Raw genomic sequence first — 16,014 nt, 5'->3', positions numbered from 1 at the left:
ATCTGTTTTCTCAATTATTTATTTGATGATAAAGTCCAAACAAAAATTCCGAGATTTATTCATCAATCTCCGTCAGAGTGGCCAAAAAGCTGACTAGATCCCGGATCTCCCTTCGAGAGAGCAATCCCTTCATATCCGGCATACTTGAAGGTGCCATTTTAGTTTCCTTAATTGAGCTTTTTTTGACTTCTGCATCGGGGTTGTTGCCCATTTTCACAAACAAACTGGACGATGTTTCCTTTGCCAAAACACCAGACATGGTTTCCCCATCATTTAACGTCAAAGTAACCACTCCAAACCCCGGAGCCAACCGTTTACTTGGATCAATCAAGGCTTCAAGAAGTTCTTCTCTGGAAAGAATTTTACCAATTCCATTCATCCTAGGTCCCGCATTTCCACCGATATCATCATAAGCATGGCAACGGATACACTGTCCGGTTTGGTGTTGGAAAAAGATGCTTCTTCCCCGGCGACTGTCTCCCCCATACATGCTTCCTCTATAGGAGGCCAATAACTCATCGGGAGTAAGTTTTGCCTGTATGGCTAAATACCTTTCCTTCAATTCGGAAGATCCCGCGGAATCCAACGCTTCTATAAGCTCCAGTTCTATATCTGGAGACAACCTGCCCCTTTCCATTTGATCCAATAATCCCGAAAAAACAGGTCCTGAATGTTCTATAGGGACTTTACCCAAGGTAATTAATGCCGCTTGCCTCTCCTCGACCGTCTGTTTATTTATTACATCAGAGAGTAAAGTCGCCATCAGATCACCGGAAATATTTAGCTTTTCCAGCAAATCCAAACCAGCCACACGGACATTTTTTTCTCTATCCTTCAAGGCAAGCTCTATGGCCTTGTTTTTACCCTCCCATTTCAGGTTAGCCAATGCACGCAAAGAAGCCTCCCTAACGTCAGCATCTCGGTCAGATTCCAAAAGTCCGTAAAGTCTATCTCCTGAACTAACAATTTCCAGCTTCCCCAATGCATTCACTGCCGAAAGCCGAATTGCTGACTCCTGGTTCTCAAGTAGCTTCATTAGAGTTTCAGTGGAAGCTTGTCGGATTTCTAGAGGGTCACGTTCTATTTTTCCTCTATTACGCCCATCTACCCGATCCAACACCGAAGGTTTGGACCAGGTACTAAGGGCTTGCATGGCTTCTACACGCATCGCAATTGGTGCATTTTCCTGCTGCACATAGGCGATCAGATTTTGCATGGACTGAGTAGTACCAACACGTAGGTTGGCATTTATTGCTCTTCGAACAAGTGGCTCTGATGTAAAGCGGGTTTCAGCAAGCGTATTGCCAAGAGCTGGTAAGGCGTCGGGGATTGAAAAATCATCATTGATGGCTCTGGCCGCTTCGGCAACGACATACTCATCCTTATCCCTGAGGAATACGGAAATCTCAGGAGATTCCATTCTTCGAAGTGCCAAGACCGCACTTATGCGCACCGCTCTCGAAGTATGGTCAGCTAGGGCAACTAAAGGCTCAACTTTCCCAATTCGCGCCAATGCCAAACTACCCGCATGTCGAATATAAACGTCACCATCATTGTTTGTCTCTAGCAACTTGATTAGTGGTTGAATAGCGGGTTCGTACGCTATCCTTCCCAATGCTTCGGCAGCGAAGAACTTAGCCCTGTCAAATTTATCATTGAGTAAGGGAATCAATGCTTCACCAGCATCAGCATAACGTACATCACCTATCCATCTGGCCGCCTGGGCACGAATCTCTTCGTCACTGTCTTTTAAATAGGGTTCTAAAACCGATGCCTCAGAGTTCTTTTTCCGTGCCACCTGACTGATACCCCAAATGGAATGAATACGGGCATAGCGGTTTTCCTTTTGTTCCAATTGGGTTTTAAAAACTTCCAAACCCTTATTTCCCTTCTCCACAAGGGCAAATTGGGATTTTCTTCTTATTCGCTGATCTTCATGCCCAAGCAATTCAGACAACCTTTCCAACTTAAATGAGCTGAAATCCTGGCCCATTAGCTCAGCCGTTTCCTTTCGGGCAGCCCAATTTACTCCTTCTTTGTCCTCAAGTTTCCATATCCGGCCACTGTCCTTTGTACCCCAGCCATTGATCCAGTCCGCAAAATAAAGCGAACCGTCCGGGCCAAAATCCATACCGGTTGCCAAAATTCCTCCCATGATTTTTTTGGTTTCACCCAATTCAAATCCGGCTCCCTTTGGGTTGAGTTTGAAAGCGTGTATTCCTGACCTGGCCGGATTTCCGACGAATTCAGCCACAAAAAACGTATTCTTCCATGCCGGGCCCAAGGCTGTGCCGGGGTTGTAAAGCATGCCCGTAGGTCCATTTACATAATTACTGATTGGAGGGATAAAATAAGCAGCCTGGTCTTCTGATCTTGGAGTATGCATGTTTTCATCCATCCATACCTTATAGGTATTGTTATCCGGATCCCTATATTTTCCAAACTGCCAGCTAGTTCTCCAACCGGTATCGGAGCCATCCACCAGATAGGTAAGTCGTTCCCGCTCTCCCCTATGGTCACCGTCATTATCAACGGTGATCAAGTTGCCGAATTCGTCAAAAACAAACTCATGGGTGTTTCGGACACCCATGGCGAAAATTTCAAAGTCGCTTCCATCTGGATTGGATCGGGCAATCACACCCCTATTTGGATATTTCCATTCTTTTCCGTCGGGACCAGTGCCATTAAAGCCAATATCGCCAATTCCCCAGTAAACCCGGCCATCAGGACCCATTTCCAAACCGGACATCCCATGACCACCAAATCCAATATGAATACCAAACCCATGGGCAATGGAAGTTTTTGACTCCATCAAACCATGCTTCCTATTTTCTTTGATTCGCCACATGTCAGGTCCCACACCTACAAAAAGATCATCTCCAAACTTCATGACCGCACCTGCAACATCTGTCACCTCATCGTTAAAATCTTCTACTACCAACTGATACTTATCCGCTAACCCATCCCCATTTGTATCTTCCAAGCGGTAAATGCGTTCTTTTTCAACGGTCATATCACGCCAATCATGCGATCCGTCTTTATTGACATCAGTCAACCATTGGTTTTGGTCGCTATTTTCAGGGGCTAAAGTTTTTCTGAGAAAGGCGCGCTTTTCTTCAACAGTTTCTAAGCTTATTGACTCGATTTCCCAGTCCTGATGACCCCGAATATCAAACTCGGAATTTTTTTGCCTCATGGTTCTACTATAATATAACCTTCCGTAATCATCAAAATCAATAGAAATAGGATCAAAAACCAATGAATCTGATGCCCATAATTTCAGGCTCAGTTGTTCATCAAGTTCAGGATTTACCAAGCCTTCTACGGATGAGGCAAGTGATCTGGCCTCTTCAGGATTTATTTGCTTAATGCGTAGGTCATCCGGTTGGGAGGAGCATCCTATTATGAACCAAAAAATTAATCCAGATTGGAATAGAGGCGAATAAAATTTTTGGATAGGTTTTATTAATTTAAATCTCATTTTTTTGGGCATTTCAAGCCGTAGCTTGAATGTGATTTTAAATATAAAATAGGCTCGAAATATAAGGAAAAGAAGGATAAGGGTAATACAATTTTTTTTAAACCCACTCATTCTTGGTTGAGGTCACTTAATGTACTTTGATTGGTATCACTTTAAATTTGAGGCTCCTTAAGTCTTTTCACACAATTGGCCAGAGATCTGTAATTGTGATAAGCTGTCTTCCAAATGTTTCCTTTAGAGCTGGTTTTGTAGTTGGGCTGCTTATCTATGCCGCCCGAGTACCATTCCCCATGTTCATGGTCTATAAGATTTTGATCAATATATGTCCATTGCAGTTCGAATTTGGAAAAATAATCCCATGGATCGTCCGGATAAAGATCTGCGAAAATCAGCAAGGTATTAAGTCCTTCGGCTTGGGCCCACCAGTTTTTTGTATCCTTAACCACTCTGGGTTCTGATTCACCCTTAAAATAATATCCCCCGTCATAGAAACCACCCACCTCATCATCCCACCCAAATTCCAAGGCATGATCCACCATCTTCTTTCCAATCTCCCAGGTTTTTGTGTCATTTTCCAGGCCAAGTACTTCCGACGCTTCCATCATCAAGTAGGCAGTCTCTACATCGTGGCCATAGGAAACATGATCAATGGCATGGTGCATTTGGATAATTGATTCCGAGGAATCACGAAAACTAACAGGCCTCCAATCCGGATACAAAAACAATTGCAAATATCCCTCTGGCTGAACGATGGTATCGCGAATCAAAACGAGAAGTTCTTCCAAACGTCGCTTAAGCAATGGATCCTTCCAGACATGGTATAATTCGCTAAAGGCCTCCAACAGGTGAATGGAACTGTTTTGGTCTTTGTATCCAATGGTAGAGGTGGAAGGTGTATCTTCATTTCGCTCCAAGGGAGTACCGTCGACAGCCAGATTTTGAAAATATCCTCCAAATTCTGCATCATAACTGTTTTCTTCCAACCACAAAAAGGCCTTTTGAGCCAAATCCAAGGCTTCCTCATTTCCGCTCGCTTCATAGTATGCGGCCAAACCGTAAATTCCAAAAGCATTTCCATAGGCAGTTTTTGAATCCGGATTGGATGAGATGACATTTCCCTCCTGGTCCAGCAACGTGTGAAAGCCACCATGTTCTGAATCCCAAAATTTATCCCGTATAAACAGAAATCCATGGTCAGCTCCTTCCCTATAATGGTCAATATCGGGATAGTTCATAGCTGCCTTAGAAGTGGTCCACAAGTGCCGTGCTTGAGAAACAATCATCTTGTGTTGGTTCTCCGAGGGAGTGAAATCATACTCAAACGCACTGATATATCCCCCATAAGTTTTGTCGTACGCCAAAGGATACCATTTATTCAACATTTCGTGCTGTATGGAATATTCCAATATTTCGGCATAATTTTCACGGATATTTTCTGTCTGTTGGTGGTCACAAGAACTGAAAAAAACGAAAATCAAACCTAAAGTTAGCGTTTTACTAGATGAACCGGATGACATAGTGGTTTTGGGTTTACTGATAAATGAACCTTAAATTTAATTTTAGATTTTCAGTATTCCTAACGTCTTTTCCTCGCTTTCCACCACCTATACCAAACAATCCCAAAAATAGGTATTAACAAAACCGGCCAATAATCGGCAAATGGAAATGTTCTGTCATCAAATTGCTCATTTTGTGCCCTAAGGGGTAGCTGATGCAGCATCAAAAACAGGAATATAAAGAGTTGATTTTTCATAATGTGATAGGTAACGCAAGAAACTAAATTAATTAAACTTGCCTGGGTGTTACAATTTAAAAGCAAACTAGCTATAATTCTTTTAAAAAATAAAAAATAGTTGACATGACGGGCAATTTTAGAAAGTTTTAAAAGGTATATCTGCATTATCCATAAAAAAGTGCTTTTTTTGCAGTACAAAAATGAAAACTTGATCGGATTTGTTCGGGTTAGGTTTCGTTATTTTATTTGGAAATCAAACTTAACGTTAGACGTATATTATTCTTCATTCCTTTATAACCAACCCAATATGATTTTAGGAGTACTTAAAGAACCAACTTCCGAAAAACGCGTTTCTATGCACCCTGAGGCTGTTAAAGCTCTCGTGGGGGCTGGAAACCAGGTTCTCGTCGAAACAGATGCAGGTCTTTCTGCCTTTTTGGCCGATGAACTGTACACGGAGGCTGGGGCTAAGATAGCGTCCCGGACGGAGACAATATCGCAGTCCGAAATGCTTTTTCAAATTAATCCGCTCACTTCCGAAGACCGCATTGCAGCTGGAAACGGTAAGATCATTATCGGTGTGTACCAACCCTTGGTCGAGCGGGACCTAATGAAGGAAATTGCGTCTCAGGGACTCACTTTATTAAGCATGGATGCTATTCCCCGTATTTCGAGGGCTCAAAGTATGGATGTGCTTTCCAGCATGAGTACGGTATCTGGTTACAAAGCAGTTTTGTTGGCAGCGGCAAACCTACCCCGCTTTTTCCCCATGCTGATGACAGCGGCAGGGACCATAGCACCGGCAAAAGTCTTGGTTATCGGTGCAGGTGTAGCTGGTCTTCAGGCCATTGCCACCGCAAAAAGACTTGGAGCAGTGGTAGAGGCATTTGACACGCGTGCATCCGTAAAAGAACAAGTGGAAAGCTTGGGAGGAAAGTTCGTAGACGTACCCGGCGCTGTGGAAGATAAAGCTGCTGGCGGGTATGCCGTAGAGCAATCGGAAGAATACAAGCAAAAGCAATCCGAAATGCTGGAGAAATCCATTGTCAAATCTGATGTGGTGATCACAACAGCACTGATTCCAGGAAGGAAAGCTCCAATTCTGATCACAAGAGAAATGTTGGTGAAAATGAAACCCGGTGCGGTAGTAGTAGATCTGGCTTCAATAAATGGTGGAAACTGCGAAGGAACTGTCGACAATGAGACAGTAACGGTAGAGGGAGTAACCATAATCGGAAGCTCTGCATTGCCAGCTACAATGCCGGAGGATGCCACAAAAATGTACAGTAAAAACGTACATAACCTGCTTAAACTTTTATTGAACGGTGACAAACTCAACCTCAACTTTGAAGATGCAATTATTCAGGGAACTTGTATCACCCATGGGGGAGAAATTGTCTATGCACCCTTAAAAAAATAATCATGGAACAAATTATTCAATATATTTCAGTCAATCAGGAAGCATTATATGTCTTCATACTTGCGGTTTTTGTAGGCATTGAGGTAATTTCAAAAGTACCCACGGTCCTTCATACTCCCTTAATGTCCGGTTCAAATGCGTTGTCAGGTGTAGTTATCGTCGGATCAATTTTGGTATTGGGCAAGACATCCCCGGATAATTACCTTGCGTTGGGACTTGGATTTTTGGCCGTACTTCTTGCGACGCTAAACGTTGTAGGCGGCTTTACAGTCACCAACCGGATGTTGGAAATGTTTAAGAAAAAACCTGCTAAAAAATAAACCTCATGATTTTACAAATTATAGATATTTGCTATTTAGTAGCAGTAGTTTTGTTTATTGTAGGCATCAAACTCATGAGTCACCCTGACTCAGCCCGAAGGGGAAATGCTATTGCATTGGCCGGAATGCTTCTTGCCATTGTGGCAACCTTTTTAACGCCAGGATTAAATAACATCATCTTGATTCTTATCGCAATGGCAATAGGAACGGGCAGCGGACTTTATTATGCCAAATCCGTAAAAATGACCGCTATGCCCCAGCTGGTTTCTTTTTTCAACGGAATGGGAGGAGCTGCCGCTGCGTTGATTGGTCTTGTAGAATACGGGGATCTTGCCGTAGACGAAATTGGAAAAGGGGCTGTATTGATGGCTAGTTTGATCATCGGATCCATTTCGTTCTCAGGTTCGTTGATTGCCATGGGGAAATTGGAAGGCGTCATCAAGGATATACAAATTAACAAAATCCTGGCTTTTGTTTTGTTGGCAGTAGCCATCGCCGTATCAGTATATGTTCTCCAATCGGGAGAACCGCAACCAACCCTTGTGTATGTCATTGTTCTTATTTCCCTAATTTATGGGTTGGCTTTCGTTTATCCTATTGGTGGTGCAGATATGCCAGTGGTAATCTCTTTACTCAATGCCCTTACCGGAGTCACTGCGGCAACGACCGGTCTGTTATACGACAACAAGGTAATGCTGATGGGTGGTATCTTGGTAGGCTCTGCGGGACTGTTGTTGACGCTGTTAATGGCTAAAGCGATGAATAGATCCGTAGCCAATATTCTCTTTACTTCGTTTGGTGGTTCTGCTGGCGGTCCTGTAGGTGGGGATAATGGGGATCAGGTTGCCAAGGAAATTAACTTATATGATTCTTCCATTCTTCTCTCCTATGCCAAGCGTGTAGTGGTTGTTCCCGGTTACGGCTTGGCAGTGGCACAGGCTCAGCATGCCGTACATGATCTCGAAAAGGCATTGGAAGAAAAAGGCGTAGAGGTATTGTACGGTATACATCCCGTAGCAGGACGAATGCCCGGACATATGAATGTCCTTTTGGCTGAGTCTGACGTCTCCTATGAAAAATTGATCGAAATGGACGATATCAACGAAAAGTTCCCTAACACGGATGTAGTTATGGTTATTGGTGCTAATGACGTAGTCAACCCAGCAGCTAACGATGACCCCTCAAGCCCAATTTACGGAATGCCTATACTGGAGGTTAATAGAGCCACGAATGTCATTGTGATAAAGCGGGGAATGGCCTCAGGTTATGCAGGTATCGAAAATGCGCTCTTCTTCGATCCAAAAACCCGTATGCTCTTTGGAGATGCCAAAAAAGTATTGACAGGATTAGTTACGGAAGTGAAAAATATGTAAATCCTTTCAGGGATTTCAATTAATCTAAAAAAACCAGATAGGAGCAATTTCCTATCTGGTTTTTTTGTTTGATTAAGTTGAAATTTGCTGAAGTCAATTATAACACTCAAAAACCAACTTAATTAAAGACGGATATATAAAATATGCCGTCATGAATTGAAATAATTTTTTAACCACATAGTGCATATAGTTCACATAGATTGAGAAATTTATGCGGAGATTAGACTATTGTTGATTTATCCATCGTCAATGTTCGTGATTCGTAATTAACCCAATAACCCAGTAACCTAATACCCATTAACCAAAAATTCATCAACCTATCGACTCATCAACCATTCAACCTAAATATCCCCTCCAACTTTTAGGTGAATTATAAATGTCAAATCAAGCCAAGTAATTAGTTTTTTAGACCACATAGTGCGTATAGTTCACATAGGTTGTGAAATTAGTTGACATTAGACTACTGCCGATTTATCCATCGCCAATTTTCGTAATTAGTAATTCATAACTCGTAATTAACCCAATAACCAGTAACCTAATAACTCATTAACCTATCACCCATTAAAGCAAAATATCCCCTCCATCACAGGGCTAGGAGTCAATATTCAGTCTGAAATTCAATAACCCAATAACCAGTAACCTAATAACTCATTAACCTATCAACCCATCAACCGTTTAAACTAAATATCCTCTCCATTACAATCCACTTTTCCCCAGGCTTAGACCATGGCAAGGGCTGCTGTAAGCTGGACATCAAATTCTCCCATGCCTGAACAGCTGGATTTTCTGCATCCATTTGGGCTTTTTTGTCAAAATCAAACGTATCACCCACTTCCATAATCATAAATAACCGATTCCCTGTCAGATAAATATCCATGACCGTTACATCCGCATCTTTGATACTTTTGACGATTTCTGAAGATACCTGTCTATGATGGTGGATGTAGGCTGCGATGGTTTCGCTGTCATCTTTCAAATCCAGTGCCAAGCAAAATCGACGGTTTTCCATAAAATTGATTTATGTCAGTCCTTTATTTTATAAAACTTAATTGCATTTTCGGACCAAATTTTAGTTTGTACTTCCTCGGGAAAATCCGCAAGGTAGGCTTCAAGGACACCCTTTACCTCTCCGTAAGACGCTGCTAACAAGCATACCGGCCAATCTGAACCAAACATAAGCCTGTCCTGCCCAAAAACATCCATCATTACATCCAGATAAGGAAAAAAGTCCTCCAATTTCCAGTTCCTCCAATCATTTTCCGTTACCATTCCCGACAGTTTGCAGTAAACGTTGGGTAAATCCTTAAATTCATGCATCAGTTCTTTCCAATCACTGATTGATTGGTGCTTGATATCAGGTTTAGCCAAATGGTCAATAACAAAAGAGGCATTTGTAAAACGGCTAGCCGTATCCAAAGCTCCTTTCAATTGGTTTGGAAATACCAGTATATCGTAGGTATACCCAACCTCAAATATAATTTCCAATCCCCGCTGAAAATCTGGGTGACTGATAAAATTTGGATCTGCCTCATCCTGCAAAATATGCCGGAACCCTTTCAATTTTTCAAAAGATGCAAACTCCCTAAGCTCCTCCTTTAATGATGCAGCCCTCAAATCAATCCATCCCACAACTCCCTTTATGAATTCGTTATTTTCAGCCAATTCCAATAAATACCGGGTTTCTTCTACTGTTTGAGCTGCCTGCACTGCTATACAGCCGGCGATTTTGTTTTCAGCGTAAACTTTTCTCAATTCAGATGGTAAAAAATCCCGCTTTAGCTTATACAAGCTATCTGTAATCCACGGGAATTGCTCGGGATCATACTTCCAGAAATGTTGATGGGAATCAATAATCTTCATTGAAGGATGCATATCATCTACTTGACTTTCATGAATAGGTTATCAATCCGGAACCCGATAGACAAAGGCATTTAAATTCATTCCGGCACCGACAGATGCAAACAGAAGATAATCGCCCGGTTGAAAATGATGGTCGTCCAATTTACCTTTCACGATCAAATCATATAGGATAGGTACGGTAGCCACCGAATTATTTCCCAAAAATCCTATAGACATGGGCATAATTCCCTCAGGAATGTCGCTCTCACCATAAAGGCTAAATAGCCTTTCAAGGATATTGTAATCCATTTTTGCGTTGGCCTGATGGATCAGAACTTTTTTGATGGATGATAATGGAATTTGCGCTTTATCCAGACAATCTTTGAGCGTCTGAGGGACAGTTTTTATAGCGTATTCATATAACTTTCTTCCGTTCATTTTCAAAAAAAGCGTATTGTCTGCAAAATCAGGATTGTAGGAAGGTTTCATTTCCAAAAAATGCGACTGCTCCAAGGTGTCGGACCTGGTGATATGTTTGATCAATCCTACTTTTTCATTACTCTCTCTAGCTTCCACCACCACGGCTCCTGCCCCATCAGAGAAAATCATTGAATCGATATCATGGGGATCTGATATTCGGGATAAAGTTTCAGCTCCTATTACCAGAATTCTCTTTGCATCCCCAGATCGGATATAATAGTCTGCCTGTATGACACCCTGTACCCACCCTGGACAGCCAAAAGGCAAATCATAAGCAACCGTGTAAGGATTGGAAATTTTTAGCTTATGCTTAATCCTAGAAGCAATTGGTGGACACATATCAACCTTAATATTATCCTTACGGAGGTCTCCAAAATTGTGGGCTACGATAATGTAATCCAAGGTTTCCGGGTCAATTTTAGCGGATTGAATTGCCTCAAGCGCGGCGTAATATCCCATATCTGAAGTCACCTGATCATCCGCAATGTACCTCCTCTCGCTAATTTCTGTGATCTTTTGAAGTGTTTTAACGATTTCAGAATTCGGTTTTGCCAACCTCACTCCAGAACTGTCGAAAAACTCTTTTGTTAAAAAATCGTCATTTTTAACTACTTTTTCAGGAATATAACTTCCCGAACCGGTCACCACGGTACGTACCAACTGCTCCATAGATTACATTTAAATTTATAAAAGGGATTTATTAAGGCTTATCGGGTAAATTTAAATAAAAACATATACATCAACTAAGAACAAATTATTTTATTCGCTTTATGAGAAAAAAAAAAGCGGTTTTGAACCGCTTTTTTTCCTTTTACAGATTTGGTTGAGGGGTAGTCCTCAAATAGGGCTTTATTTCCTTATGCCCTTTGGGGAATTTTTTTGGAATGTCTTCGTTTTTTATTGCTGGAGCGATAACTACATCTTCTCCATTTTTCCAATTGGCCGGTGTGGCCACTGAGTAGTTTGCCGTTAGCTGCAAAGAATCAATAACCCGAAGTAGTTCATCGAAATTCCTTCCGGTACTTGCTGGATAGGTAATGATTAATTTGACTTTTTTGTCATTGCCAATGATGAAAACGGAACGTACGGTGAAATTTTCATTCGCATTGGGATGGATCATGTCGTACAGTTCGGCAACTTTTCTATCCTCATCCGCAATGATAGGGAAGTTCACTTCCGTATGCTGTGTTTCGTTGATATCCTTTATCCAAGAATGATGGCTCTCTATACCGTCAACGCTCAACGCAATCATTTTGACATTTCTTTTGTCAAACTCTGCTTTTAACTTAGCGGCCGCTCCAAGTTCGGTTGTACAAACTGGAGTATAATCTGCCGGATGGGAAAACAATATCCCCCAGCTGTCTCCCAAATATTCATGAAATGTAATGGTACCCACCGTAGTTTCTGCGGTAAAGTCTGGGGCAATATCTCCTAATCGTAGTGACATAGTTTTTGAAGTTTGTTGATTAATCTATAGGTTAAATGGGGAAACAAATATTAAAGTAAATTGGTTTATAAATTGATTTAATTCTCAATTGTTAAAATTGGAGGGAAGATACCTTCGTAAATTTAAACGTTTCCAGCAGACCAATTTAAAACATTTTTAATTAGCTTTCAATGCTTTGAATACCTACACCAAATATTTTTTGGCTGGGTTTTGGTTTGTGGAAGAAAGGCTCTATCTTTGCATGACATTTCGGAAAAAGGCTAATTAAGCACTTTATTTGGTCCGTTCGTCTAGGGGTTAGGACGTATCCCTTTCACGGATAAAACACGGGTTCGATTCCCGTACGGACTACAAATTAGTTCCGAAATGTTCCCCGGTCCGTTCGTCTAGGGGTTAGGACGTATCCCTTTCACGGATAAAACACGGGTTCGATTCCCGTACGGACTACAACAAATAATGTTTGTTGTTCTTTAGGAATAATAAATTTTGTTTGTGGTTGTTAGTGGTTAAAGTGAATAGAAAAGCCCGGTCTGTTGATCGGGCTTTTTTTTATGCCCTTAACTGCGGAAACCTTCCAGGTTTTTAACAACCATCTTTTTTTCAAATTTAATAGGTGAAACCTGAAGGTTTTTCTTCATGGTTTGTACCAACTTACTACGGATATTGATATTATAGTAACCCATGTAAACCTAGAAATAAGCGATTTAAACCAATTCCTCTACTTTTTTGTAGTTCTCACCTTCTTTTTTATCAACAAGTAATTCATCAGGAATCATGTGTTTTTAAAAAGTAAAATGAGAACTATTCCCTGTTGGGTTCTGTTTTCGTCTTTATTCCGTTTTGAACTATTTAAGGCAAGTATGATTCCCATAAAAAGCCGGTTTGGCCTGATTTTGATTTTGGGCGCATTGAGCACCATCAGTCCATTTTCCGTCGACATGTATTTGCCGGCTTTTCCTTCAATTGCGGAGAGCTTAAATACCGATATCTCAACAGTTCAGCTTTCTCTTACCAGTTACCTAATAGGCATTGCCATTGGCCAGTTGTTTTACGGCCCCCTACTCGATAAGTATGGGAGGAAAAAACCGCTTTACGCGGGGCTAGTCATCTATATTATTGCTTCTTTTGGATGTGCAATGACGAAAACCATTGATGCCCTTATCTGGATGCGGTTTTTGCAGGCGATTGGAGGCTGTGCAGGCATGGTAGCCGCACAGGCATTGGTTAGGGACATTTTCCCCATAAACAAAATTGCCCAAGCATTTGCCATGCTAACGTTGGTGATTGCGGTGTCTCCCATGATAGCTCCCACCGTCGGGGGGTATTTGGCCACCCAAATGGACTGGCATTACCTTTTTATCGTGTTGGGTGTATTGGCTTCTATCCTTTTACTTTTCACCAAATGGTATTTGCCAGTTGGAACCTCTCCTGACAGATCCGTCTCACTCCGACCCCGACAAGTAATTGGGCAATATATCAACGTTTTAAAAAATAAGCAGTTTCTGACATATATATTGGTAGGCGGCATAGCCGGAGCCGCCCCGTTCGCCTATATCGGAGGATCTTCCTATGTCTTTATCAATCTTTACGGCTTCAGTGAAACGCAATATGGATGGGTTTTTGCAATATTAGCCACTGCCATGATTGGTTCTACGCAATTAAACCACATGCTGCTTCGGAGATACTCCAACCGACAACTTGTTCTTGCAGCATTGTCTTATCAATTGGTATTAGGCATACTGATCGTAGTGGGAACATGGAATGGTTGGTACAATGTGTACACGCTTATATTCATGTTATTTATATTTCTGACAGGACATGGACTAAGCGTACCCAATGCGGCAGCCTTATCCCTTGGCCCCTTCAGCAAGCAGGCTGGCAGTGCCTCTGCGATGATGGGATTTATGCGGATGGCTATCGGGGGGATCGTAACTGCCATAGTAAGCATGCTTCACGATGGCACGGCCATGCCCATGGTGGGTATGATGTTTCTCAGTATTTTGGGTGGCATGATTGTATTGATGCTTCACTATCAAGCTAGGAATAAACGTTTTCATGCCCTGAAAAATAGGGCATCTCTGGCGGTGCAGGTCTAAGTGATAGTTTATGAATATTTAAACCTGCCAGGTGTCTGCTATTTTATCGTAGAGGTTGCAGCTGATAAAAAAACCTGGCAGGTTTTCGAATAATCGAAAATCACAAAACACCGAGACAATTTGTGTTTTGACCAAAACGTATCTAATTAACGGTATAATTTTATAACTTTGCATTTTATTTCATAATAGAGCCAATTCATTCATGATTTCAGTAGATAATCTTTCCCTCAAATTCGGTAAAAGGACCCTTTTCGAAGACGTAAGCCTTAAATTCACCCCCGGCAACTGCTATGGGGTCATTGGAGCGAACGGCGCGGGAAAATCCACTTTTCTAAAGATCTTAACCGGAGAAATGGACAGTACCTCTGGACAGGTAAATATAACTCCCGGACAGCGGATGGCCGTTTTGTCGCAGAATCACAATGCCTTTAACGAAATTGAAGTACTTAGAACTGTGATCATGGGTCATTCTAAACTGTTTAAAATCCTGACGGAGAAGGATGCCATCTATCTGAAAGAAGACTTCTCAGAAGCAGATGGTAACAGGGCTGCGGAGTTGGAGGCTGAATTTGCGGAAATGGACGGATGGAATGCCGAAAGTGATGCCGCTTCTCTTCTTTCAGGTCTGGGAGTGACCGAGGACCTGCATTACGAAAAAATGAAAGACCTTGCAGGTGACAAAAAAGTCCGGGTATTGTTGGCCCAAGCCTTATTTGGCAATCCCGACATCCTTATTCTTGATGAACCTACAAACGATCTTGATGCCGAAACCATCAACTGGTTGGAGGATTTTCTCGTTAACTTCAAAAACCTCGTAATTGTAGTTTCCCACGACAGGCACTTCTTGGATACGGTGTCAACTCACATTGTTGATATCGATTTTGGTAAGATTAATATTTACAGCGGAAACTATACCTTCTGGTATGAGTCTTCCCAATTAGCCGCGAAGCAAAAAACGGATCACAATAAGAAAGCCGAAGACAAACGGAAAGAACTCATGGCATTTATTGAGCGCTTTTCGGCCAACGTAGCCAAATCCAAGCAGGCAACTGCAAGGAAAAAGATGCTTGAAAAGCTCAATGTGGACGAAATCAAGCCATCCAGTAGAAAATACCCTGGTATCATTTTTAAGCCTGAAAGAGAAGCCGGAGATCAGCTCCTCCTAACAGAAGAACTGAGCCTTTCAGATGAAGGAACCGTCTATTTCAAAGATGTCAACCTGATGGTGGACAAAGGAGACAAAATTGCCTTTATTTCCAAAACCAAACAAGCCGTCACGAAGTTTTTTCAAACCATTATGGAAGAGATTTCTCCGACCAAAGGATCTTTCAGATGGGGAGTAACCATAAATAAAGCCTATTTACCCAATGACAATTCGAGTCATTTTAACACGGATATCAAACTCATCGATTGGCTTACCCAATACTCGGATAATCAAGAGGAAGCTTACGTGAGGACTTTTCTGGGAAGAATGTTATTTACTGGTGAGGAGTCGTTCAAAAAGGCATCGGTATTGTCAGGCGGGGAAAAAGTCCGTTGCATGATTTCTAAGATGATGCTTCAGAACCCAAATTTTCTAGTTTTGGATGAGCCTACCAACCACTTGGATTTGGAATCCATACATGCGCTTAACAATGCCATTATAGACTTCAACGGAACGGTTCTGATATCCTCTTTTGACCACGCCTTTGTTGAGTCGGTAGCCAACCGGATTATAGAATTTACACCAAAGGGAACCATAGATCGAAGGATGCCTTACGAGGAGTACCTGGAAAATGCCGAAATCAAGGCACTTCGGGATAAAATGTACAGCAAATAAAATC

Annotated in this window: 11 protein-coding genes and 2 tRNA genes; 7 read left to right on the top strand and 6 right to left on the bottom strand. The window is 41.8% G+C overall.

What is annotated here, in order from left to right; genetic code table 11:
* Positions 1–55: 55 nt before the first annotated feature.
* Positions 56–3,481 carry a HEAT repeat domain-containing protein gene (locus FQ608_RS16935; RefSeq protein WP_158859489.1) on the bottom strand — a complete coding sequence of 1,142 codons (3,426 nt, stop codon included), beginning with the start codon at positions 3,479–3,481 and terminating at the stop codon, positions 56–58.
* A 152-nt stretch (positions 3,482–3,633) separates the two neighbouring features.
* Positions 3,634–4,998 carry an AGE family epimerase/isomerase gene (locus FQ608_RS16930; protein WP_158859487.1) on the bottom strand — a complete coding sequence of 455 codons (1,365 nt, stop codon included), beginning with the start codon at positions 4,996–4,998 and terminating at the stop codon, positions 3,634–3,636.
* A gap of 525 nt (positions 4,999–5,523) precedes the next feature.
* On the opposite strand from FQ608_RS16930, the gene FQ608_RS16925 reads away from it, so the two are divergent.
* Genes FQ608_RS16925 through FQ608_RS16915 form a run of 3 tightly spaced genes read left to right on the top strand, consistent with a single transcriptional unit; the run spans position 5,524 to position 8,329 of the window.
* On the top strand, positions 5,524–6,636 hold the full coding sequence (locus FQ608_RS16925) for a Re/Si-specific NAD(P)(+) transhydrogenase subunit alpha (protein ID WP_158859485.1): 1,113 nt from the start codon (positions 5,524–5,526) through the stop codon (positions 6,634–6,636).
* Between the two features lie 2 nt (positions 6,637–6,638).
* A complete protein-coding gene (locus tag FQ608_RS16920; RefSeq protein ID WP_158859483.1) occupies positions 6,639–6,956 on the top strand; it encodes an NAD(P) transhydrogenase subunit alpha in 318 nt (105 codons plus the stop codon).
* Between the two features lie 5 nt (positions 6,957–6,961).
* Positions 6,962–8,329 carry an NAD(P)(+) transhydrogenase (Re/Si-specific) subunit beta gene (locus tag FQ608_RS16915; RefSeq protein WP_158859481.1) on the top strand — a complete coding sequence of 456 codons (1,368 nt, stop codon included), beginning with the start codon at positions 6,962–6,964 and terminating at the stop codon, positions 8,327–8,329.
* Between the two features lie 667 nt (positions 8,330–8,996).
* Here the strand turns inward: FQ608_RS16915 and FQ608_RS16910 are convergent.
* The 4 genes from FQ608_RS16910 to FQ608_RS16895 form a co-directional block, all read right to left on the bottom strand.
* The gene (locus tag FQ608_RS16910; RefSeq protein WP_158859479.1) at positions 8,997–9,338 is read right to left on the bottom strand and encodes an L-rhamnose mutarotase; all 342 of its coding nucleotides are present in this window, start codon (positions 9,336–9,338) and stop codon (positions 8,997–8,999) included.
* A 14-nt stretch (positions 9,339–9,352) separates the two neighbouring features.
* Complete coding sequence (locus tag FQ608_RS16905; RefSeq protein ID WP_158859478.1) at positions 9,353–10,189, bottom strand: amidohydrolase family protein; 837 nt, start codon at positions 10,187–10,189, stop codon at positions 9,353–9,355.
* Between the two features lie 42 nt (positions 10,190–10,231).
* Complete coding sequence (locus FQ608_RS16900) at positions 10,232–11,317, bottom strand: 3-oxoacyl-ACP synthase III family protein (RefSeq protein WP_158859476.1); 1,086 nt, start codon at positions 11,315–11,317, stop codon at positions 10,232–10,234.
* Positions 11,318–11,459: 142 nt separating this feature from the next.
* Positions 11,460–12,119, bottom strand: coding sequence for a peroxiredoxin (locus FQ608_RS16895; protein ID WP_262885517.1), 660 nt, complete (start codon positions 12,117–12,119; stop codon positions 11,460–11,462).
* A gap of 255 nt (positions 12,120–12,374) precedes the next feature.
* On the opposite strand from FQ608_RS16895, the gene FQ608_RS16890 reads away from it, so the two are divergent.
* From FQ608_RS16890 to FQ608_RS16875, 4 genes are all read left to right on the top strand, one after another.
* A tRNA-Glu gene (locus FQ608_RS16890) sits at positions 12,375–12,446 on the top strand.
* A gap of 24 nt (positions 12,447–12,470) precedes the next feature.
* Positions 12,471–12,542 (top strand) — tRNA-Glu (locus FQ608_RS16885).
* Between the two features lie 413 nt (positions 12,543–12,955).
* Entirely contained in the window at positions 12,956–14,191 is a 1,236-nt protein-coding gene (locus FQ608_RS16880; protein WP_158859473.1) for a multidrug effflux MFS transporter, read from the top strand.
* A gap of 202 nt (positions 14,192–14,393) precedes the next feature.
* Entirely contained in the window at positions 14,394–16,010 is a 1,617-nt protein-coding gene (locus tag FQ608_RS16875) for an ABC-F family ATP-binding cassette domain-containing protein (RefSeq protein WP_158859471.1), read from the top strand.
* Positions 16,011–16,014: the final 4 nt, after the last annotated feature.

The sequence above is a fragment of the Lunatibacter salilacus genome, assembly GCF_009797935.1.
Lineage (GTDB): Bacteria > Bacteroidota > Bacteroidia > Cytophagales > Cyclobacteriaceae > Lunatibacter > Lunatibacter salilacus.
Note: the sequence above shows the minus strand (reverse complement) of the source record. Positions and strands in the feature narration are given on the sequence as shown.